Origin of the sequence: Synechococcus sp. BS55D (assembly GCF_004332415.1) — a bacterium.
Lineage (GTDB): Bacteria > Cyanobacteriota > Cyanobacteriia > PCC-6307 > Cyanobiaceae > Synechococcus_C.
The window spans coordinates 378436-400498 of record NZ_PHQT01000002.1; the positions used below are offsets into that span (position 1 = coordinate 378436).

21 protein-coding genes are annotated in these 22063 nt (G+C 58.1%); 15 read left to right on the forward strand and 6 right to left on the reverse strand.

The window, feature by feature from the left end; all coding sequences use genetic code 11:
- Positions 1-36 precede the first annotated feature (36 nt).
- Positions 37-552 (forward strand): DUF4330 domain-containing protein, encoded by a 516-nt coding sequence (locus tag CWE16_RS05615; protein ID WP_131593660.1) that lies wholly within the window; start codon positions 37-39, stop codon positions 550-552.
- 38 nt (positions 553-590) lie between these two features.
- A complete protein-coding gene (dacB, locus tag CWE16_RS05620; protein WP_236629598.1) occupies positions 591-1826 on the forward strand; it encodes a D-alanyl-D-alanine carboxypeptidase/D-alanyl-D-alanine endopeptidase in 1236 nt (411 codons plus the stop codon).
- Here dacB and CWE16_RS05625 read toward each other — a convergent pair.
- A complete protein-coding gene (locus CWE16_RS05625) occupies positions 1801-2742 on the reverse strand; it encodes a hypothetical protein (RefSeq protein ID WP_131593664.1) in 942 nt (313 codons plus the stop codon). The two genes, dacB and CWE16_RS05625, sit on opposite strands and share 26 nt — an antisense overlap.
- Positions 2742-3236 carry a pantetheine-phosphate adenylyltransferase gene (gene coaD, locus CWE16_RS05630; RefSeq protein WP_131594104.1) on the reverse strand — a complete coding sequence of 165 codons (495 nt, stop codon included), beginning with the start codon at positions 3234-3236 and terminating at the stop codon, positions 2742-2744. The genes CWE16_RS05625 and coaD overlap by 1 nt, the downstream gene beginning before the upstream one ends.
- 97 nt (positions 3237-3333) lie before the next feature.
- On the opposite strand from coaD, the gene uvrC reads away from it, so the two are divergent.
- Genes uvrC through CWE16_RS05660 form a run of 6 tightly spaced genes read left to right on the forward strand, consistent with a single transcriptional unit; the run spans position 3334 to position 8901 of the window.
- Positions 3334-5286: an excinuclease ABC subunit UvrC gene (gene uvrC / locus CWE16_RS05635; RefSeq protein ID WP_131594102.1), complete on the forward strand. Its 1953-nt coding sequence runs from the start codon at positions 3334-3336 to the stop codon at positions 5284-5286.
- Positions 5283-5573: a hypothetical protein gene (locus CWE16_RS05640; protein WP_131593666.1), complete on the forward strand. Its 291-nt coding sequence runs from the start codon at positions 5283-5285 to the stop codon at positions 5571-5573. Before uvrC ends, CWE16_RS05640 begins: the two co-directional genes overlap by 4 nt.
- A gap of 2 nt (positions 5574-5575) precedes the next feature.
- Positions 5576-7063 (forward strand): cryptochrome/photolyase family protein, encoded by a 1488-nt coding sequence (locus tag CWE16_RS05645; RefSeq protein ID WP_131593668.1) that lies wholly within the window; start codon positions 5576-5578, stop codon positions 7061-7063.
- A 35-nt stretch (positions 7064-7098) separates the two neighbouring features.
- Positions 7099-7683, forward strand: coding sequence for a protoporphyrinogen oxidase HemJ (gene hemJ / locus CWE16_RS05650; protein WP_131593670.1), 585 nt, complete (start codon positions 7099-7101; stop codon positions 7681-7683).
- Positions 7673-8329 carry a PHP domain-containing protein gene (locus CWE16_RS05655; RefSeq protein WP_131593672.1) on the forward strand — a complete coding sequence of 219 codons (657 nt, stop codon included), beginning with the start codon at positions 7673-7675 and terminating at the stop codon, positions 8327-8329. Before hemJ ends, CWE16_RS05655 begins: the two co-directional genes overlap by 11 nt.
- A 26-nt stretch (positions 8330-8355) precedes the next feature.
- Positions 8356-8901 carry a hypothetical protein gene (locus tag CWE16_RS05660; protein WP_131593674.1) on the forward strand — a complete coding sequence of 182 codons (546 nt, stop codon included), beginning with the start codon at positions 8356-8358 and terminating at the stop codon, positions 8899-8901.
- Here CWE16_RS05660 and cobN read toward each other — a convergent pair whose 3' ends face one another.
- Complete coding sequence (gene cobN, locus CWE16_RS05665; RefSeq protein ID WP_131593676.1) at positions 8902-12711, reverse strand: cobaltochelatase subunit CobN; 3810 nt, start codon at positions 12709-12711, stop codon at positions 8902-8904.
- 68 nt (positions 12712-12779) lie between these two features.
- Between cobN and CWE16_RS05670 the strand changes: the two genes are divergently transcribed.
- The 3 genes from CWE16_RS05670 (at position 12780) to CWE16_RS05680 (ending at position 17744) form a co-directional block, all read left to right on the forward strand.
- A complete protein-coding gene (locus tag CWE16_RS05670; protein ID WP_131593678.1) occupies positions 12780-13697 on the forward strand; it encodes a branched-chain amino acid transaminase in 918 nt (305 codons plus the stop codon).
- A gap of 76 nt (positions 13698-13773) precedes the next feature.
- Positions 13774-17409, forward strand: coding sequence for a methionine synthase (metH, locus tag CWE16_RS05675; RefSeq protein WP_131593680.1), 3636 nt, complete (start codon positions 13774-13776; stop codon positions 17407-17409).
- 62 nt (positions 17410-17471) lie between these two features.
- A complete protein-coding gene (locus CWE16_RS05680; RefSeq protein WP_131593682.1) occupies positions 17472-17744 on the forward strand; it encodes a small RNA NsiR4-regulated ssr1528 family protein in 273 nt (90 codons plus the stop codon).
- Between the two features lie 24 nt (positions 17745-17768).
- On the opposite strand, the gene CWE16_RS05685 is transcribed toward CWE16_RS05680, so the two are convergent.
- Positions 17769-17999, reverse strand: coding sequence for a hypothetical protein (locus CWE16_RS05685; protein ID WP_131455275.1), 231 nt, complete (start codon positions 17997-17999; stop codon positions 17769-17771).
- A 189-nt stretch (positions 18000-18188) separates the two neighbouring features.
- Here CWE16_RS05685 and CWE16_RS05690 point away from each other — a divergent pair, with 189 nt between their 5' ends.
- Complete coding sequence (locus tag CWE16_RS05690) at positions 18189-18506, forward strand: DUF2237 family protein (RefSeq protein ID WP_131594105.1); 318 nt, start codon at positions 18189-18191, stop codon at positions 18504-18506.
- Here the strand turns inward: CWE16_RS05690 and CWE16_RS05695 are convergent.
- A complete protein-coding gene (locus CWE16_RS05695; protein WP_131593684.1) occupies positions 18488-19207 on the reverse strand; it encodes an SDR family NAD(P)-dependent oxidoreductase in 720 nt (239 codons plus the stop codon). The two genes, CWE16_RS05690 and CWE16_RS05695, sit on opposite strands and share 19 nt — an antisense overlap.
- Before the next feature lie 428 nt (positions 19208-19635).
- Between CWE16_RS05695 and CWE16_RS12250 the strand changes: the two genes are divergently transcribed.
- The 3 genes from CWE16_RS12250 (at position 19636) to CWE16_RS05710 (ending at position 21828) form a co-directional block, all read left to right on the forward strand.
- A complete protein-coding gene (locus CWE16_RS12250) occupies positions 19636-20208 on the forward strand; it encodes a SpoIID/LytB domain-containing protein (RefSeq protein WP_236629599.1) in 573 nt (190 codons plus the stop codon).
- Entirely contained in the window at positions 20201-21046 is an 846-nt protein-coding gene (locus CWE16_RS05705) for an ATP adenylyltransferase (RefSeq protein WP_131593688.1), read from the forward strand. The genes CWE16_RS12250 and CWE16_RS05705 overlap by 8 nt, the downstream gene beginning before the upstream one ends.
- 140 nt (positions 21047-21186) lie before the next feature.
- Positions 21187-21828: a sigma-70 family RNA polymerase sigma factor gene (locus tag CWE16_RS05710; protein WP_131593690.1), complete on the forward strand. Its 642-nt coding sequence runs from the start codon at positions 21187-21189 to the stop codon at positions 21826-21828.
- Positions 21829-21834: 6 nt separating this feature from the next.
- On the opposite strand, the gene CWE16_RS05715 is transcribed toward CWE16_RS05710, so the two are convergent.
- Positions 21835-22023, reverse strand: a complete 189-nt coding sequence (locus CWE16_RS05715; RefSeq protein WP_131594107.1) for a hypothetical protein — start codon at positions 22021-22023, stop codon at positions 21835-21837.
- Positions 22024-22063 lie beyond the last annotated feature (40 nt).

The following is a 22063-nucleotide window of genomic DNA, read 5'->3' on the forward strand; positions in this document are numbered from 1 at the left end:
AGGGCTCCGTATCGTGGCGGTTCAGGATCTCGCGTGATGGCTCTCAACCAACGCATCAAGGGTGTGAACGCTGTTGACGGTTTAGCTGCCCTACTCGGCATTGCCGCTTTGGCTGGCGTGCTGTGGAGCCCGAAACTGAGCAACACCGTCGCTCGAGCGACAGGGTCAGTGAAACCCGTTCAGATCAGCGTGGACGTGCGAGGAGTCCCTGCCGCCGATCCTGACCGCCTTGTCAGGGACGCCTTGCAGGCAGGCCGAACCAGCATCGTGATTCGCAACCAGCCCCACGGATCCGTCCGCTTGGTGCAAGTGCAAGACATCACGCGCAAGCTGGTCACCCTCACCCCCGATGGTCTCGTGCTGACCGCGGTCGATCCCAACCGGAGCATTCAGGGCACGCTCGATGCCCGTTTCATCCTGGATGGGGAGGCGACGGTCTCAGGTTCCGGTGTGGTGATGGCAGGAACCAACCTCAAGATCGGAACTCCCGTGGAACTGGAGGGTCCCCAATATCGGGTCAACGGCACGGTCAGTGGGGTCGAGATCCAGTGACAAGGCTTCTGTCTTTATCTGCACTGGTATTGGCTGTCGTGCTACCCGCCCCCGGTCGGGCAGCCGAGCCTGAGTTGCTCGCCCCTCCGTCACCTCTGCAACCACTGGGTTGGCCAAGCCTGCGTGACGGGGAGCGTTGCCTTCCTCTTCAAAACGCTGTTGATGGGGCTCTTGGCCCTGAAAAAAAGGCCTGGAGCATCACGATCCTGAATGAACAGGGCTCCGTTCTTGCCGCAGTCAACGGTGCTGCAGCGCTGATTCCGGCATCCAATCAGAAATTGATCACCACGGCCTATGCCCTCGACCAGCTCGGTCCAGATTTCCGCCTGAGAACCCGTTTATTGCAACGCCCTGACGGGGTCCTGGAACTGGAGGGAGAAGGGGATCCAGATCTAGGCATCGCTGGACTTCAGCGTTTGGCGATGGCAGCCCTAGGCCAGGGTGGGAGTCGTCGCCAAGCATCGGGCTCTATCCAGCTGATGCTTCGCGAGGAACCGCCCCAACGTTGGTGGCCCCGTGACTGGCCCCAGGCCGATCGGATGGAGGCTTATGGGGCCCCCGTGACCCGACTGGCCTTGACGAGCAATGCTCTCGGCATGGCTGTTCAAAACCCGGCTGGACGGTTCCAAAGCCTGTTCACAAAAGAAGTGCAACGGCAGGGTGGGCGGGTAGCCCTCAAGGTGGTGCACCCCCCGCAAGGCTCGCTCGAACAACAGTCTGCTGCCGATGACCTCTTGGTGCTCCATGAGGAGGTCTCCGCACCGATGCATTCCCTGCTGAGCCTTGCGAACACCGAGAGCCACAATTTCACCGCCGAAGTGCTGCTGCGGGAAGCCTCCGACCAGTGGGACGTGACGCGTGCCTCTGAGCGGGCCCAGCTGTGGATGCGAAGCCAGCATCTGCCCACCACAGGGCTGCGGATCGCGGATGGCAGCGGGTTGTCGCGTTTGAACCGAGTGAGCAGTCAGACCCTTGCGGCTCTGCTCCTAAGGATGCATCAACACCCCCTAGGCCCCTATTACCAGGCCTCCATGGCCATCGCCGGTAGGCGAGGAACATTAAGGAACTACTTCCGGGGCAGCAGTTTGGACGGAAAGCTCTGGGCTAAAACAGGCACGCTCCGCGGGGTTCGCTCGGTGAGCGGCATTCTGGAGACCAGTGAGGGACTCCGTTTCGTGAGTCTGATCTCGAACGGTTCCTGGGCTCCGAACGAGACGATCGGAACCGTGCTCAAAGCTGCGCAGCAATTCAGCCGGTGTTCCGCATCGACCTGAGACGAGATGCGGCTCGACGGGCTCTGGAAATTGGCACAGCCTCCCCTGAGTCCTGGGGAGCAGAGGACCGGGTAGGACTTGGTTCAGAACGAAGGGTCTGAATCTTCACCAGTTCCTGGCGACCGCCCAAGACCACTTGTGCCATCTCCTTGAGTCGAGTTTCAAGTTCGCCGAGAGTCTGTTCCGCATAACGGTTGGCACCGTCCTGAACGGAAGCCGCCTCCTGACGACTCCTCTGGATCAGGGCTTCACACTGTTGTTGAGTCTGCTGCCGGTAGGTCAGCGCATCCTGATGGAGGCGTTCTGCCTCGCTCTGCGCTTCTTTCTGGATCCGGATTCCCTCCATGCGGATCTGTTCCAGCTCTTGAAGGGATTGCTGGCGACTGCGTTCATGCTGGTCAGTGAGCTGGCGCTTTAATTCGATCGCCTCCTGATCAAGCTGTTGTCGGCGTTGCAGGGCTTCCTGTTCAAGCTGCTGGCGCCGGCTGGAGAACTGCTGCTCAAGCTGCGCATGCTTCGCCTGCATCTCGTGCTCCATTTGAGCCGCCTGCTGGCGGGTGGCCTGAAGAAGTTGTTCACACTGCTGCCGGGCCTGGTCCCGCAGCTCGTTCACCTGCCGTTCTGCCTCCTGACGAATCGAGGCAGCATTGACCATCTGATCACGCTGTTGAGCTGCTTTCTGGACGATTTCATCCGCCTGCTGCCGAGCGGTGGTGATGAACGTGTCACGTCGCTGGATCAACTCATCAGCCTGATTGATCTGTCCCGGAAGCGTTTCACGAATGGCATCGAGAAGTTCGATGGCGTCCTGCTCATTCACGAGCCGACCACCACTGAAGGGAATACGACTCCCTTCCAGCACGATCTCCTCGAGCTGGTCGAGCTGGTCGAGTACGGGGAACCGGATCTCGCTCATCACGGACGCTGGCGGAAAGACTGATTAAAGAGCCTGCGCAGATCATCCGCCACCACGGGGGGAACCATGTGATCGACCTGCCCACCGAACCGGGCCACCTCCTTGACCACTGAGCTGCTGAGAAAGCTGTGGTGGGCTGTGGTGGCGAGGAAGACGGTCTCGAGATCGGGTTCGAGCGAGCGGTTGGTATGGGCAATCTGAAGTTCGTATTCGAAGTCACTCATGGCGCGGAGACCTCGGAGGATCACGTCGCTCCCGGTGTCGAGCGCACAGCGCACGGTGAGGCCATCGAAGCTGATCACCTGAATGCCCGAGAGGTGATGGGTCGCGGTCTGGATCTGAGCGAGCCTCTGCTCCAGAGGAAAGGCAGGGGTCTTCCCCGGGTTTTGAAGCACGGCAACCACCACCTCTCCGAATAGCTGGCTACCGCGCTCGATCAGGTCGAGGTGACCAAGCGTCAGTGGGTCAAAACTGCCTGGGTAGAGGGCACGCATGCTGGGCATCAAGACCAGTCGGATCCTATGCAGAGGCCGCGAGACTGGTGTTCAATCCAGGCAATGCAGAGGCGGATCGACCTTGAGCCCACCAACGCTGCGAACGCCGTTACTCACGCAGCCTGACCGACTGGAACAGCGCCTGAAGGATATCCCTGCGGAGCCCGGTTGCTATCTGATGCGCGATCAGGACGACCGCATCCTCTACGTCGGCAAATCAAAAAGTCTGCGCAGCCGTGTGCGCAGCTATTTCCGCAGTCGCCATGACCTGTCGCCACGCATTCGGCTGATGACAAGGCAGGTCTGTGAGATCGAATTCATCGTGACCGACAGCGAAGCCGAAGCTCTCGCTCTTGAGTCAAATTTGATCAAGAACCATCAGCCTCACTTCAATGTGTTGCTGAAAGACGACAAGAAGTATCCCTACTTATGCATCACCTGGAGTGAGGCCTATCCGCGGATTTTCATCACGCGCCGCCGTCGTTTTCGCAGTCCTCTGGATCGCTTCTATGGCCCCTACGTGGATGTGGGTCTGCTGCGACGCACCCTGTTCCTTGTGAAACGGGTGTTTCCGTTGCGCCAGCGCCCCAGACCGCTGTATGCCGACCGCACCTGCTTGAACCACGCCATTGGCCGCTGCCCAGGTGTGTGCCAAGAAAAGATCAGCTCCGAGGACTATCACCGGACCCTGAGAAAGGTGGCGATGGTGTTCCAGGGGCGTAGCGACGAACTGCAGATGCTCCTCAGTGAACAGATGGAGAAATATGCGGAACGGCTGGATTTTGAATCGGCAGCGAGGATCCGTGATCAGCTGCAGGGCTTGGATCAGCTGACCGCTGACCAGAAGATGAGCCTGCCCGATTCCTCCATCAGTCGGGATGTGCTTGCACTGGCCTGTGATCAACGGGTCGCTGCTGTGCAGCTCTTCCAGATGCGAGCTGGAAAACTGGTGGGTCGACTGGGCTTCACAGCCGATGCGCAGGCGCTCGAACCAGGTCTGATTCTCCAACGCGTCATCGAAGAGCACTACAGCCAGGTGGATGCGGTGGAGATTCCCCCAGAAGTCCTGGTGCAACATCCCTTGCCCCAACAGACTCTGGTTGAGGAGTGGCTTGGGGAACAACGGGAGCGGAAGGTACAAGTCCATGCACCGCTGCGTCGTCAGAAGGCGGATTTAATCGAACTTGTGCAACGCAATGCCGAATTTGAATTGCTGCGCGCCCAACAGGGCCAGGAGCAACAGGCCCTCGCCACGGAGGATCTCGCCCAATTGCTCGAGCTCCCCAGACCACCCAGACGGATTGAGGGGTACGACATCAGTCATATCCAAGGGAGTGATGCCGTGGCCTCTCAGGTGGTGTTCATCGATGGATTACCCGCCAAACAGCACTACCGCAAATACAAGATCCGCAGCAGCAGCGTGCGCGCTGGCCACAGCGACGATTTCATGTCGATGGCCGAGGTGATCCGCCGCAGATTCCGGCGATGGGCCAGGGCGAAGGCAGAGGGAGCAGATCTTGGTGCCCTCCGTCACCGGGGAGGCAGCGCTCTCCAGACCGATGGCCTCAATGATTGGCCTGATGTGGTGATGATCGACGGCGGCAAGGGTCAGCTTTCTGCCGTGATGGAGGCCCTGAGGGAGCTCAATTTGGATGAGGATCTGACCGTCTGTTCCCTGGCAAAACAACGGGAGGAGGTGTTCCTGCCGGGCGAGCGCGACCCGCTCGACACGGATCCGGACCAGTTGGGTGTGGCCCTACTGAGGCGTTTGCGGGATGAGGCACACCGCTTTGCCGTCAGTTTCCATCGACAGCAGCGGGGCGAACGGATGAAGCGTTCCAGGCTGTCTGATATCCCAGGGCTAGGCCCGAGAAGGGTTCGAGACCTTCTCTCCCATTTCCATTCCATTGATGCGATTCAACTCGCTCCTGTGGAGAGGCTCATGGAGGCCCCGGGGGTTGGGCGCTCCCTAGCGGAACAGATCTATGGCTTCTTTCACCCCGAAGCATCGGCAGAGCAGAGTGAGCGCGAAGACAACGCGACTGGATGAAAAAACTGCTGGCCCTACTGCTCTGCCTCTTGAATCTGCTGATCGTTTCCGCCGCGACGGCGGCGCCGGGCCTCTGTACCGGACCCATTTGCGCAGACAACATCAGCCGCAGCGCGAAGAACCACTGGCAACTGGTTCTTCGACTGAATGATCAACAGGGTCACCGGGAAAAAGTGGTGATGGATTGCAAGGCCAGTGTGTTGAGTCCCCGTGCAGGGCTCGTGGATCGTGGCTTCGCCCTGGCTTTAGGGAGGCGTGCCTGCCGCTTGGCTGGTGAAGAGGCCTGACCATGGAGCTGACACTGATCTTTCCCCATCAGCTCTTTGAAGAGCACCCCGCTCTGGAGCCTGGAAGGGAAGTGGTTCTGATTGAAGACCCGCTGTTGTTTGGAACCGATCCAGCTTGGCCACAACAGCTGCACCGACAGAAGTTGATCTTGCATCGCGCCTCGATGCAGGCCTTCGCCGATGCGCTTCAGCAGCGTGGTTTTTCCGTAAGGGTTCAGAGGCACGATGAGGCCACTGATACAACAGCGCATCTGCAACAGCTCTACGACGCCGGATACCGCAGCTTCCACTGCGTTGATCCCGTCGATGACCTGCTGGAGAGGAGGCTGACCAGCTTTGCCAGTCGTTTCGCCTGCAGGCTGGAGCTCCTGCCCACCCCGATGTTGCTGACTCCCTCAACGGTGGTGGAGGAGTTCTTCGGTCGCGGTCGCCGTCCCCTCATGGCTGCGTTCTACGCCATGCAGAGAAAGCGATTGAACCTGCTCTTAGAGCCTGACGGCTCCCCCTGCGGTGGGCGCTGGAGTCTTGATGCTGACAACCGCAAAAAACTGCCCAAGGGCATCGAGGTCCCAGAGCCTCCGACCCAGCCAGACGACATCTGGGTTGAGCAGGCTCGGCCCGGGCTAGAGACCGAGGCACTCCCCCTGATCGGCTCCGGAAAATCCTTCGCCTATCCAGTGACACACGCCGCGGCCGAGGCCTGGTTGATTCAATTTGTCGAGCAGCGTTTCCAATTCTTTGGGACCTATGAGGACGCCATCAGCACACAGCACAGGGTGCTTTGGCACAGCGTTTTGACACCCATGTTGAATGTCGGCCTGCTAACCCCCCAGCAGGTTCTGAATCGCATTCTGGAACGGGCTTCTGAAGGTGATATTCCCCTGAATTCTCTCGAGGGATTCATTCGTCAGCTCATTGGTTGGCGGGAATTCATGGCCGTCATGTACCGACGCCATGGCATCGTGATGCGAAACGGCAATTTTTGGGGGTGCGAAGACCAACCACTTCCCAAGGCCTTCTACACAGGCTCGACGGGCTTACCACCGGTGGACAATGCGATTCATCGTGCTTTGTCGAGTGGTTACTGCCATCACATCGAGAGACTCATGCTTCTGGGCAATGTGATGCTCCTCTGTGGGTTTCACCCCCGTCGTGTCTGCACGTGGTTTATGGAACTATTTGTGGATGCCTACGACTGGGTGATGGTGCCAAATGTGCATGGCATGAGTCAGTTTGGAGATGGTGGGATCTTCACCACCAAGCCCTACATCTCAGGTTCTAACTACGTTTTAAAAATGTCGGATTACCGGCGCGGTGATTGGTGCAAGAGCTGGGATGGGCTTTTTTGGAGTTTTATCGCAAAGCACGAAAAGTTTTTCCGCGCCCAACCAAGACTGGCCATGATGACGAAGAATTTGGACCGGATGCCCGCTGAAACACTCGCAAAGCACCGGCAATGGGCGAGCGATTTTCTTGACGGGCTTACCTGAACACTGCCTATGGTCAGCGCAACGCACCGTCTGTGATGACGTTTTCTCCCGAGGCCTATCTCTGGTTTAAGACCCTCCACATCGTGGGTGTGGTCGTTTGGTTTGCAGGCCTCTTCTACCTTGTTCGCCTGTTCATCTATCACGTCGAAGCCCAAGAGCTAGCACCTGAGTTGCGCGATGCCTTCCAGGGGCAGTACGCCTTGATGGAACGACGGCTGGCGAACATCATCACCACCCCTGGCATGCTCGTAGCGGTGACGATGGCCGTGGGACTGCTGCTTGTGCAGCCCAGTTGGTTACAACAAGGTTGGATGCACGCCAAGCTTGGGTTTGTGGCAGCACTGCTGGCCTATCACTGGTTCTGCTACCGCCTGATGGGTCAGCTGCAAACAGGAGAGTGCCGATGGAACGGACGTCAGCTTCGTGCTCTCAACGAATTACCAACGCTTCTCCTCGTCATCGTGGTGATGCTGGTTGTCTTCAAGAACCAGTTCCCAACAGCTGCAGCCACCTGGTTCATGGTGGCCCTTGTTGTGTTCATGGCGGCATCCATCCAGTTCTATGCCCGCTGGCGCCGCTTGCGCGCTGAAGCCTCCACAGGACAAGCCGATGCCCTCTGATCGTCATCCCCTTCATTCCGTCCTGGAAACCGTGGGTCCGGAAAGCTGCCCAGGGGCCCTCAACTTTCACTGCCACACGATCTGCAGCGATGGAAGCCTGGATCCCATCACGCTGATTGGCCAGGCCCGCGAGAGGCAGCTGGAACACCTTGCAGTGACCGATCACCACAGTGTCGCGGCCTTTCAACCAATGCAGGACTGGCTCAAGGCAGAACAGGATCAGGGCCGCAGCGTTCCCACCCTTTGGAGTGGCATGGAAATCAGTTGCGTTCTTCAAGGCTGCCTCGTGCATGTGCTCGCCCTGGGCTTCGAACCTGGCCACACCGCCTTGAAGGCTTACAGCCAAGGGGATGCCGCCGTGGGAGAGAGTTTGCGTGCTGAGACGGTTCGCAAAGCCATCCATGAGGCAGGTGGGCTGTCGGTTCTGGCCCATCCCGCCAGATATCGGCTCGGGTTCAACGAACTGATTGATGCCGCTGCCGAACTCGGTTTCGATGGTGGGGAGGCCTGGTACGACTACGACATGCAACCCACGTGGTCAGCCACCCCATTGATATGCGACCGGATCGATCAACAGTTGAAGAACCTTGGCCTTTTGCGTACGTGTGGAACCGATACCCACGGAGAAGACCTCAGAGGTCGCTAAGTTCAGACGACTACCTGACTCCAGGCATGGGTTTCTTCGATCGTCTGCTGAACCCCCGCTCCGCTGGCACGAACAGCGAGACCTCCCAGGCGAAGCCAGCAAAGAAGGATGAGAGCTTCTTTCTCGACAGCGATTCCTCCAGTTCACTGGGAGATCTGAACTACATGCGGGAAGCCAAGACCATCCGCCGCACCTTCCCTGGCACCGCAGACAGCCCTGGCAACAAGGAGCTCGTCACCGAGGTGGACGCGATGGCCCTGAAGGTGGATACCAAGACCGAGGGTCTAGGTGGTGTGGTCGCACAGGACGACAAAGTGTCGGTCACCCAGGGGGTTCCCAAACCAGTGAAGAAAACCTTCGCTGAAACAATGACGCAGCAGGAACTCAGTCAGCGCCTGAAGGGCAGTGCGTTGACGGGGGTCAACAGCCCTGCTGCGCCCGATGCGGCACCCGTTGCTCGCAAAACCGAGCTCAAGCAAGAGGAGACGACCAGCTCCTCATCCAAATCGCAGAGTTCAGCACCAGGTTCCATCGATCCCTTCCGGGCAATGGTCCGAGATCTGAACAGCTGATCAACGATCACCCGTCGGTCTGAATCCACCGGTCTCAATGCATCCATCAGCGTTGAGAACGATGTCGCGCAAGCGCTCCAGCCTGGCCTGATCGGAACAGTCCCATAAGCCGCGATTTGCGGCTTCCAACAGCCTCTCGGCCATGTCGCGGAGGGCCCAGGGGTTGTGGCGCTTGAGAAATTCAGCATTCGCCTGCTCATCCAACCAGCTGTCCTGAACAGAGCTGTAACACCAAGCCGGCACAAGGCCTGTGCTGGCGTCATAGGCAAATAAATAATCCAAGCTGGCTGCCATTTCAAAAGCGCCTTTGTAGCCATGACTGCGCATGCCTTCGATCCAGCGTGGGTTCAAAAGTCGCGAGCGCACCACTTTGTCGATCTCCCGTGAAAGGGGGTGCTGTCGCAGTCGCTCCCGGCGGGAATGATCTGAAAACCAGACCTCAGCGCTCTGACCCTTCACGCTGGTGACAGCAGCAGCAAGACCGCCATGAAATTGGTAGTAATCATCTGAATCGAGAAGGTCGTGTTCTCGGTTGTCCTGGTTATGCAAGACAACCTGAACATTTTTGAGGCTGGACTCAAGGGCCTCACGGTCCTCAATGGGCTCCGCGGAGCCGTCATATCGCCAACGACTCCAGGTCAGATAAGCCTCCGCAAGATCGCTCTGGTTCTCCCATTGCCCTGAATCGATCAATGCCTGAAGGCCAGCGCCATAAGCGCCAGGGGCGGAACCGAAGATCCTGTGTTGTGGCCCTGCGTGTCTTGTCGAATCAGCTAAGGGGTTCCACGCCTGCTCCTCGTTGCATTGAGCAACCAGTTGCAACGCTCTGTTCACCCAAAGCACGAGCTGCGGAAATGCATCCCTGAAGAGGCCTGAAATCCGCAGGGTCACATCCACGCGAGGACGATCAAGCAGAGAAAGAGGGATCAGTTCGAGGTCAACCATGCGCCGCATCGGCCCATCCCAGACCGGACGAACCCCCATCAGAGCGAGCATCTGAGCAATATCCTCGCCACCGTTGCGCATGGTCGCGGTGCCCCAGACGGACAGAGCCAAATGGCGAAGAGGTTCCCCATGTTCAAGCAGGTAAAGCTCAAGCAACTGTTCAGCACTGCGTCTGCCGAGATCCCAGGCGGCCTCGGTTGGAAGACCACGAAGATCGACCGAATAAAAGTTGCGGCCCGTCGGGAGAACGTCAGGCCGTCCTCGCGTCGGGGCGCCCGAGGGACCACTCGCTAGCCGACCACCAGCCAGCGCATGCAGGAAACCTGAGCGCTCTCGTTCAGCACAGGCAAGAAAGGCTGGAATCAAGCTGGAATGGAGGTGTTGCAACGCTGGATCCGTTCCCTCAGTCACCCAAGACAGCAGCACTGGATGCAGCTCAATGTCGTCCCCAGCCGTCGAGGTCGAGCCACGATTGAGGATCAAATCGCGCCGGATCAACCGAAGCGCTTGATCCTCCAACCAAGCGACAACATCGGAGACCCTGCGACCCTGGGGGACACCAAGTTCATGAAGCAGGCGTCGATCCGATTCAGCCAGGGGAAGACCATCCTCATCACACCAAGGATCGCAACGGAACCCAAGCAATCTGGCGATTGCCTGGGTCAATCCAAGTCGATCAGGACCTGGGCATCGAGCTGTCGCCATCACCAATTCGGTCATCGCCCCCCCACTGGGAGGCATGCCCAAACGATGGAGACCTGTCCGAATTTGAGATTCCTTGAGCTCACATAAATAGGTTTCAGCCTGCTCTAAACAAGCCATCCACTCAGAGGCTGTAAAAAAATCCTCTGGAGTGGCTTCGCCTTCAGCAGCCAGTTGGGGCAACCCAGGCCAGTTCAACTCCATGAGCAGCTTCCACAACTGCCGGTCAAGTTGACGACAACGGCTGGCATTCAACTCACGGGCTTCGACGGCTTCATCGAGCAACCGTTCCAAACGTTCCAGTTCTCCATGACTGCCAGCACGACCGAGCGGCGGTGTGAGGTGATCAAGGATGACGGCGTGGCCACGACGTTTGGCCTGAGATCCCTCGCCGGGATCGTTCACAATGAAGGGATACACATGCGGGACGGGCCCTAGCGCCAGGGACGGGCCACATCGACGACTCAATCCAACACTTTTTCCCGGAAGCCACTCGGCACTTCCGTGTTTGCCCATGTGCACCATCATCTGGGTCCCGTGGACGACACGAAGCCAGAGGTACTGGGCGAGATAACGATGGGGAGGAGGTAGATCCGGGGAGTGGAGATCACTGAGTTGATCAGCGTCATAGCCGCGACTGGGTTGTACGAGAAGGGTCAAACCTCCAAAGCGAAGACCATGGACGGCAAATCCTTTGCGGCCGTCGCAAAGGGTCTCCAAATCCTCTGCTTGCTCGGGATCCCCCCAACGCTTGAGAATGGGTTCCTGGGCGTCGGCGGGAAGGCTCTGCCACCACCGCTGGTAGTCCTCTAGAGACAGATGATCCAGTGAAGGCAGATGCTGACTTTCAGGGTCATTGGTTCGACCGGCCAGGACTGAAGCCATGAGGGCCTCTGGGGTCGCTGGCAAGGGATCACGGCCAAGGTCATACCCAGACTCTTGAAGCCACTGCAAGGCGTTGTGAAGGCTCGCAGGGGTGTCCAAGCCAACCCCATTGGCTAACCGTCCGTTACGGATCGGGTAGTTGGCCATGATCAACGCCAAGCGCCGCTTCCTGGGTTCGGTTTGCCGGAGCTTGATCCACGCTGAGGCATGACGAACGACCCAGTCAATCCCCTCTGGATCAGGCTTTAGGGCATGGATGGCCGTCGCCAGATCTCCATGGGCCTTGGTCAGCTCACGGAATCCACCCACTCGTGTGGTGATCCTTCCATCCAGCTCGGGGAGTACCACCTGGAGAGAGAGATCAAGGGGGTCAAGACCTCGCGATGATGCGCCCCAGGAGTCGCGAGACCGACCACTGCTGAGCAGCTGAAGAACGGGACAGTCCAAGTGGTCAAACAATGGGCAGCCAAGACCCGCCTCCACGAACTGAACGGAGGCGAAGGCCGTGGTGGTAATCACCACGTGCACCTTCTGCTGTTGGAGTAAGTGCAGCGTTCCCTGTTGAACGGCGGGATCACGGAGGCTGCTCACCCAAAGAGCACGAGGGACCAAACCCTTGTTTTCAAGGGCGGCCAGGAGGGCTTCGGCAACAGCAGTGTCTCCGGCCCGGGCGAGTGCTCGGTAGAGGATGATTCCAACCCTTGGGCCAGGCTGATCCTTCCAACGCCAGGGCGAAGGATCCTCCATTACACGCGGCTGAATCGTCGCCGGATCCGGGTGATGGTTGTTCAGAAGAGCATCAAGCACACCGAGAAACAGGGCCTGATTCTCCAACCCACCTTCACGCAAGAGGCTGGCTAATCGATCGCTGAGTGGTTCTGAATAACAGCCCAGGGAATGCAGGGCACGATCCTGATCAGGCGTACCAGCCAAGATCAGGATCGTGCGACCCGCTTCGGACTTCCTCCAACGATCCAGTTGTTCCAGTCCGTAGGACCAATGGCCACGTCCGCCTAGGAGACGAACGACAATCAGCTTGGCGGCAGCCCCTGTTGTGGCCAAGTAATGGTCAATCTGGGCGGGATGCTGGAGTGCGTCCAGGGAAAGAGCACGGATGCGCCCCCGCCAGGTATTGCGATCAGGCCTTTCAAGGACCGCAGCGAGGGTGGAGAGATCGGTCTGGGCGCTCGTGAGCCAAAGCACAGGGGCGCTGGGTTGCTCCACCAGAACGACACCGTCGTCCTGATCGGATCCAGGAAGGTGGCTCAAACGATGCATGCAGCCATTCTCTGCCTGGGAGGGAGTCGGCGAGAGTGAGAAGATTTTGCGGTCGGCCCGATCCAGCCATGCACCAGTTCCTGCCGTACGCCTGGTTTCAAGGCCGCTGCATCCCTTTTGAGGAAGCGAAGGTATCGATCGCCACCCACGCGCTGCACTACGGCACCGGTGCATTCGGTGGCATGCGTGCCATTCCTGATCCTGCCAATCCCAATCAAGTCCTGCTGTTCCGGGCGGATCGGCATGCCCGCAGGCTGAGTCAAAGTGCCCGGCTGCTTCTCGCCGATCTGAGTGAGGAGACGGTGATGGAGGCTCTGACGGCGATGCTGAAGGCGAACCGGCCCACCACTCCCATCTACCTGCGGCCCTTCGTTTACACCAGTGATTTAGGGATTGCGCCAAGGCTGCACAACATCGAAACGGATTTCCTGATCTATGGCCTCGAGCTTGGTGACTATCTGGCGCCCGAGGGTGTGAGCTGCAGGATCAGCAGCTGGACCAGACAGGAGGATCGCTCCCTGCCCCTTCGCGGAAAAATCAGTGGTGCCTACATCACCAGCTCTCTGGCCAAGACAGAGGCCGTCAAGAGTGGATTTGATGAAGCCCTGCTCTTGAACAGCCGAGGAAAAATCAGCGAGGCCAGCGGCATGAACCTGTTCATCGTCCGCGATGGCCAGCTGATTACGCCGGGCGTCGACCAAGACATCCTCGAAGGCATCACCCGCGCCAGCGTGATCGAACTGGCGAAATCCATGGGCCTGGAGGTCCTGGAACGGCCAGTCGACAAAACGGAACTGTTCATCGCTGATGAGGTGTTTCTCACTGGCACAGCAGCGAAGATCACCCCCATTCGTCAGTTGGAATCAACGGTTCTCCAGAGTGATCGTCCGGTCATGGAGGCCCTGCGAGAACGACTCGTCGCCATTACAGAGGGGCGTGACCGGGAGTTTGATCACTGGGTGACCCGCATCGAACTCGGCGACTGACTCAGCTGCGGGGTTGTCGCCAGCTCCAGCGTTCAAGGTGGGCTTCATAGGATGCCTAAAGCAACGCAAACGGGGAATGCAGGCAGACACGGTGGCGCCGACGACAGCTGCGAGCCGCTTTCTGACCCGGTTGCATTCCCCTGATCGGCCGGTGCTCGTGTTTGACGGTGCCACAGGCACCTCCCTGCAACAGTTGAACCTGACTGCAGAGGATTTCGGCGGCGCAGAACTTGAAGGCTGCAACGAGAACCTCGTGATCACGAGACCAGATGCGGTTCAGGCGGTGCACCGTCAGTTTCTTGAAGCGGGTTGTGACGTCATCGAGACCGACAGCTTCGGAGCTGCATCCGTGGTCCTTGCTGAATACGGACTCGAGGATCAGGCCTTCCTGCTCAATCAACGGGCTGCCGAACTAGCCCGAGCTGTCGCTGATGAGTACAGCACGGAAGCTAAGCCAAGGTTTGTTGCTGGATCGATGGGGCCAACCACCAAGCTCCCAACGCTGGGTCATATCGAGTTCGACACCTTGCGTTCGGCTTACCAGGAGCAGGCGGAAGGATTGCTGGCCGGGGGTGTTGATCTGTACATCGTCGAGACATGTCAAGACGTGCTGCAGATCAAGGCCGCTCTCCAAGGCATAGAAGCGGCCTTCGAAAAGGCCGGTGAACGGCGGCCACTGATGGTGTCGGTGACGATGGAGACCACGGGCACCATGCTCGTGGGATCGGATATTGCCGCTGTTGTTGCAATCCTTGAACCATTTCCGATCGACATCCTTGGCCTGAATTGCGCCACAGGACCGGAGCAGATGAAAGAACACATCCGCTACCTGGCGGAGCAGTCCCCCTTTGTGGTGAGCTGCATCCCCAATGCCGGCTTACCAGAGAATGTGGGGGGGGTCGCGCACTACCGGCTGCAACCCATGGAGCTGAAGATGCAGCTGATGCACTTCGTCGAAGATCTTGGTGTGCAAGTGATTGGTGGTTGTTGTGGCACAACGCCAGCACATATCCAAGCGCTTGCTGAGCTTGCTGAAGATCTCAAGGCTGCTGAGCGTCCATCGCGTCATAGCGCCATGGAGCGCATCCAGTTGAGCTATGAACCGGCTGCAGCCTCGATCTATGGAGCCACCACCTATCACCAAGACAATTCTTTTCTGATCATCGGAGAACGCTTGAATGCAAGTGGCTCCAAGAAGGTAAGGGAACTTCTGAATGCAGAAGACTGGGATGGCCTGGTCGCTGTTGCCAGGGGACAAGTCAAGGAAAATGCTCACATCCTCGATGTGAATGTTGACTACGTGGGGCGTGATGGCGAACGTGATATGCACGAGCTGGTCTCACGCGTTGTCACCAACATCAACCTCCCGTTAATGCTCGACTCAACTGAGTGGCAAAAGATGGAAGCGGGTTTGAAAGTTGCTGGCGGCAAGTGCATTCTCAACTCGACAAACTATGAGGATGGAAATGAACGGTTTTTCAAGGTTCTCGAACTAGCCCGTCGTTATGGCGCTGCCGTCGTGATTGGCACGATTGACGAAGAAGGGATGGCACGATCAGCAGACAAGAAGGTGGCCATTGCCAAACGCGCCTATCGAGATGCCGTTGAGTATGGAATTCCAGCTCGGGAAATTTTCTATGACCCGTTAGCGCTGCCAATTTCCACGGGCATCGAAGAAGATCGCCGCAATGGCCTCGAAACTATTGAAGCGATCCGTCGCATTCGTTCAGAACTGCCAGGCGTTCATGTGCTGCTGGGAGTCTCCAATGTGAGCTTCGGTCTCTCGCCCGCAGCACGAATCAGTCTCAACTCAGTCTTCCTTCATGACTGTTGTGAGGCAGGAATGGATGCTGCAATCGTTTCTCCAGCAAAGATCTTGCCTCTGATCAAGATCAGCGAGGAGCATCAACTGGTCTGCCGTGACCTGATTCTTGATCGACGACGGTTCGAAGGTGGCGTCTGTAGCTACGACCCCCTCACTGAACTCACCACTTTATTTGAGGGTGTCAGCGCGAAGGAGGCACGTCAATCGGGCCCCTCCCTGACAGACCTTCCCATTGAAGAGCGCCTTAAGCAGCACATCATCGATGGTGAGCGCATCGGCCTCGAGGAGGCTCTCAACCTAGGACTGCAACAGTACGCACCCCTTGAAATCGTGAACACCTACCTGCTGGATGGCATGAAGGTCGTGGGCGATCTGTTTGGTTCTGGGCAAATGCAATTGCCCTTTGTGCTCCAATCCGCAGAAACCATGAAAGCGGCTGTCGCCTACCTGGAGCCGCACATGGAGAAAACGGATGGCAAGCGCTCAGCCAAGGCGAAGTTCTTGATCGCAACTGTGAAGGGGGACGTGCATGATATTGGCAAGAATCTTGTCGACATTATCCTCACTAACAATGGCTATGAAGTAATTAATCTAGGGATCAAGCAAGATGTAGGAGCCATCATTGCTGCTCAGCAGGAACATCAGGCTGATTGTATTGCCATGAGTGGGTTGCTGGTTAAATCAACAGCATTCATGAAAGACAACCTTGAAGCTTTCAACGAGGCTGGTATCAGCGTTCCAGTAATTCTTGGTGGCGCAGCTCTGACCCCACGCTTTGTCAACAAAGACTGCAGTGAGGTTTACAAAGGAAAGGTGGTTTATGGCCGTGACGCATTCACCGACTTACGGTTTATGGATGCCTTTGTCAGTGCACGCAGCGAAGGCTCCTGGGATGATCATCAGGGATTCCTGAATGGAATACCCGAGGGCGTTGGCCTGGCGGCCAATGGATTCTCCGACGACCGTGAAGCCATTGATGGTGAGGCGGACGCGTCGGCCCAACCCGCCATGACCGTCGGTGCATCGCCTGATCCACAACCCCTCAGCACTGAGCGTTCGGATGCCGTGCCTGCTGAGACCGCCAACAAGCCCCCGTTCCTGGGCTCACATCTGCTTCAAGGGGAGCCTGATATCCCACTCGAGCAAGTGATCGCCTATCTCGATCGTCAGGCCTTATTCGCTGGCCAATGGCAGATGCGCAAAACCAAAGAGCAAAGCCGGGAGGACTATGAGGCGCAACTTGAGGAAACAGCAGAACCGATTCTTCAGAACTGGTTGAATCGGATCCGCGAGGAACATCTCTTGCAACCGGCAGTGGCCTATGGCTATTTCCCCTGTGGTCGTGACGGCAACAGCTTGATTGTTTTTGCCGAAGACGGTTCGACAACACTCGGTCGCTTCGATCTCCCACGTCAACGCAGCGGCAACCGCTATTGCATCGCCGATTTCTTTAGGGACCTGGAAGGCGGACGTCCCAGCGATGTGCTTCCCATGCAAGCGGTGACGATGGGAGAAGAAGCCAGCCGATTCAGCCAACAGCTCTTCAAGAACGATGCCTACAGCGACTATCTGTTCTTCCATGGATTGTCGGTGCAGATGGCTGAGGCCCTCGCTGAGTGGACCCATGCACGGATCCGTCGCGAGTGTGGCTTCCAGGATCCGGATGGGATGCCAATCCGTGAGGTGCTGGCCCAGCGCTATCGAGGCAGCCGCTACTCCTTTGGATATCCGGCATGTCCGACGGTCGGCGATTCGCGTCAACAACTGGAATGGCTCGGAGCAGACCGCATTGGTTTGCAGATGGATGACTCCGAGCAACTCCACCCGGAGCAGAGCACCACGGCCTTGGTGGCTCTCCACAGCAAAGCCCGATATTTCAGCGCCTGACGCCTTCTCTCGCCGTTCCCGGCTAACAATCCAGACTGGGCTCGTTTTCTCGCTTCCCTTCCATGGATCTCAGTGGACCTGATGCCATCGACCGCGCCATTGATGCGGGGATCGATCTCGACGGCACGCCGCTACCGGAAGCCATGCTCAACCTCTACCGCGATGTCATGGAGAAGGAAGGGCAAAGGAAGCGGAGTGGTGTCCGCAAATCAATGCGCAATCGCGTGGTGAGAACAGGTGCCAAGCATTTCGACCAAGAGACCCTCAACCAACGATTGATCGAAGCTGGCTGGGACGGACTCAAGGAGAAGGAAATCAGCTTCTTCTACGGCTGAGTTGGTTGAGCGTGCCAGGCCCTCTCAGTCCTGGCAGAGCGATTCCATGGTGTCGATCACTTCCTGCTGAAAAGCCTCCAGATCATCGGAATCGCTGAGATCGAGCCCCTCGCCAGCGGCATTCTGAGAGAGCTCCTGGAAATGGAATGCCCCTTCACCATTGGCCAGGAACTCAATAGCGGAACTCTCGCCGCTCTCGCGAAAGGCGTCGCAAAGGGCCATGAAGGCCGCGTCTTCAGTGAACTCCCAGTCCATCGAGGGGGCATAACTGATTGACCTTTAACGCCTCGCCCCCGGGATCCGTCAACCACCTTGTCGCGCAATGTGCCATTCATTCGGCAGACTCCAGGCCGGAATCCACCCACATCAACCGTGAAAAACCAGTCCAGCACGGAAGATCTCAACGTTCTGGGGCAACCCTTGGAGATTTGTGGTTGTGAACCGATGACAGGTTGGTTTCGCGATGGCCATTGCCGCACCGAGAGCTCTGACCTGGGGCAGCACAGCGTCTGCTGCGTCATGACCGAAGCCTTTCTCAGCTACAGCAAGGCTCAGGGGAATGATCTGTCGACCCCTGTGACGGCCTTTGGCTTTCCAGGACTACGCCCGGGGGACCACTGGTGCGTGTGTGCTCAACGCTGGCGGCAGGCCTATGAAGACGGAATGGCACCGCTGGTGCGCTTGGCGGCCACCGAACGCAGCACCCTGGACCTGATCCCACTGGAGGTCCTCAAGGGACACGCTCACCAGGGAATCGACTGACCATCCCAGGCGAGGAAGGCACCACTTTGTTCAGGCGTCTGCTGGGAGAGAACATCGAGAAGCTGGACAGCTGCCCGCTCGGGGCTGAAGAGTCGATCGGCAGCTACAAAGGTTTGAAATGGTCTGGAGAGAGCTGTGTCTGTGGTCCCAGGGTGAAGGAGGGTGACGCAGGCCGAAGGGAAACGTCGAGCCCATTCAAGGCTCAATGAGCGCAGATACATGTTCTGCGCGGCCTTGGCACCTCGATAGGCATACCAACCACCACTGCGGTTATCGGTAATGCTGCCGACCCTGGCACTGAGGCTGGCGAAGTGAAAGGGGTGATCGCGCAGCAAACATGGCTCCACGGCCTTGGCTAGGAGGAGCGGAGCCATCGCATTGATCGAGAAACTTTTCAGCAAGGCATCGGCATCAACCTGCTGCAGTCGCTTTTCAGGTTGATGGTGTTGATCATGGAGCCAACCCGAAGCATTGATCACCAGGCGCAGAGGAAGCCCAGAGGAAGCGATCCGCGGGGCTAAGTCGCAGCGGGAGTCCTGCTGCTCTAGATCGAGCTCCCAGGCGACCCCAGGGCCCTGCTGGCGACCGCACAGAACCACATGCAAACCCGGTGCACGCTCACGCAACTGAGAGGCCAGGGCACGACCAATTCCGCCTGCCCCCACGATCAGGGCCAAACCGTTCCAACGACTGAGGGACATGACGATGATTATTTGGTCAGCGAGGATGGCTGTGCTTCCGTGATGGATTCATGCCACGCCACGGGCACAGGTTCGCCCTGTTCATCCTGCTGATCAGCAGCGCAGGCATAGGTTGGCGGCTTGTTGACCAGCTGGCAGCGCCTGCTGATCTTGGAGCTGACAGGGACCAGGAGCCACTCTTGGATGCGCTGCTTCAGGGGGAAAGCCCATCACAGGCGAGCGCCAATCAAGCAACGGTGGCTAAGGCAGCAAAAACGGTGGGGAGGGGCTACCCCGTACCCCGGGTCCCACCAGCCTCCAGCTCCCTCAATCCAGCCCTTCGTGTGGCATTGCTCAGCCAATATCCAGTCCAGAGCGTTGTGATTGCACAAGGTGCAAGCTGTCTGACCACATCCGGCCAGCTCCTCTCATCAACCGTTCTGCATAGCATGCTGCGCGGTGATAGCCATCGTCAGCCTTGGTTCTGCCAAACGGATCCTGGCAGCACCATTCAGGTGAATGGAAAGGCCTACACCGGTCGAATCACGCTGCATCGGCAGGGTGCAGGTTGGCTGGCCGTGAACATGCTGGATCTGGAGCGATACGTTGCCTCCGTGGTGGGCGCAGAGATGCCATCCCACTGGAAGAAGGAAGCCCTCAAAGCGCAGGCCGTTGCAGCGCGTTCCTACGCCCTGGTGCATTTGGTGCGACCCGCCAGCTCGATCTACAACCTTGGAGACACAACCCGCTGGCAGGCCTTTTCAGGATTGAGCAGTGAATCAGAGGCGACACGATCAGCCACCGATGCCACCCGTGGAATGGTGTTGAGTTACCGAGGAGGACTCGTGGAGAGCCTGTATGCATCCACGAGTGAGATCAGCGCGGAAGCCCATGGCCACCTCGGGGCGAGCATGAGCCAGCACGGTGCCCAGGAGCTCGCGCAACAGGGTCTGGCCTTCAATGAGATTCTTGGCCGCTTCTACCAGGGAGCATCAATCGCTCGACTCAAGGCTGATGGCTGAGCAACGACTTTGGAAAGCGGCTCTTGAACGCAGTGATGAAGCCGAGCAGTGCGGTGCACTCAAACCACTGAAGACGGAGATCGTGAGCCTGGGATCCTGGGCCTCTCAGTTCGAATGCCGGCGTCTTCAAAGCCACCTGCCCCGCCATCTGCAACCAGCCGGACCGAAACCCAATCCATTCAGGCCATGGGATCCAGACCTGGAAGTCGAAGGCGTTGGCCGGGGTCACATGTTGATTCTCAACAAGTATCCCGTGCAACGGGGTCACATGTTGTTGATCACACGGCAGTGGGCGGCGCAAACGGGTTGGCTGAACGAAGAGGACTGGCAAGCCGTGCAGAGTGTTGATCAAGACACGACAGGGTTGTGGTTCTTCAACAGTGGCCCGCTGGCAGGAGCCAGCCAACCCCATCGGCATCTTCAGCTGCTGCCAAGAAACAAGCTCACAGCAATCTGTCCAAGAGCAACCTGGTTTGAGACACGGTTGAGCCATCAAGCCGATGCCCAGGAGGGCGCTGCGCAGCTTGGAGCGCTCGAACACTCCTGTGGGGTTCGAGCTCGGGACAGCAATGACCAGGATCTCTACAGGCTCTACACAGATCTGGTCGTCGACCTGGGTCTTGGTGATCCAACCAAGGAGGCGGCACCACGACACCCCTACAACCTGCTGCTCTCACCAACCTGGATGGCGGTGATTCTGCGCAATCGAGAGAAAGCCAGAGGCTTCAGCATCAATGGTCTGGGCTTTGCCGGATATCTACTGGCGACCGCTGAGTCTGACGTGGCGTGGCTGGAGAGGCATGGACCTGAGGAACTGCTCAAGGCTGTTATTGCTTAAGGCTGTTATTGCTTAAGGCTGTTATTGCTTAAGGCTGTTGTTGCCTAAAGCAGTGGTTCCACGGTTGTCAGGGACTATCGCGGTGTGAATCGCTGAAACAAGGGCCGCTGATCAACGCGGCGCAGACCGATTCCAAACCGATGAAACAGCAACAATGCAAGCGAAATCGACGGGTGCAACAGCATCTCGACCTCGTCTTGCCCCTGGCACGGTATTACGTCCTGAGAACCAACGTCGACATGGATGACCTCATCCAGGTCGGGCGACTCGGACTGATCCGCGCAGCAAACCTCTACAGCGAATCTCGAGGTGTTCCATTTAGTGCCTATGCAAGACCTCACATCCGAGGAGCCATCCTGCATTACCTGCGTGACAGCCATGGATTGGTAAGGCTGCCAAGATCAATTCAGGATCAAACTTCCGGGGGGCAGAGCAACGGTGTTGATAAGCCATGGGAGAGCGCAACGACCATGGGATTGAGCGGGTTGCCCCATCCAACACGCTGGGTCAGCCTTGATGAAAGCAACGCCCAGCACGCCATCGATGAGAAGGAGTCAGCGATGCACTCACTGGGACGCTGGGAGCGCTACGAGCAACTGATCAGCGAGCTGAAGCGTCTACCCAAGGATGAGCAAACCTGCATTCAGGCAGTGATCTTGCAAGGACGCAGTTTGCGACAAACCGCTCGCACCCTCGGCGTGAGTGCGATGACCATTCACAGACGCGTCAAACGGGGATTGGAGCGACTGTCATGCCGCTGCTCAGACCTAGGGATGGCCTGAACGGAGTCAGCTGGGATCGCCAGCCTCGTTCCGGTCGCGTTCGATCTGAGTTTGGAGTGTGTGGATGGAGGCGTTGAGAGCTGCAAGCTGGCGCTCAAGCCCATCACGCCAGAAGCGCAGCATCTCCAGCTTGCGCGTCTGATGCTGACGACGCCAGTCACCACTACAGGCCTGGGAGCAAAAGGCAGGGAACATAACCACGGGCTCAATCGCCACCATGTTGGCGAAACCACAG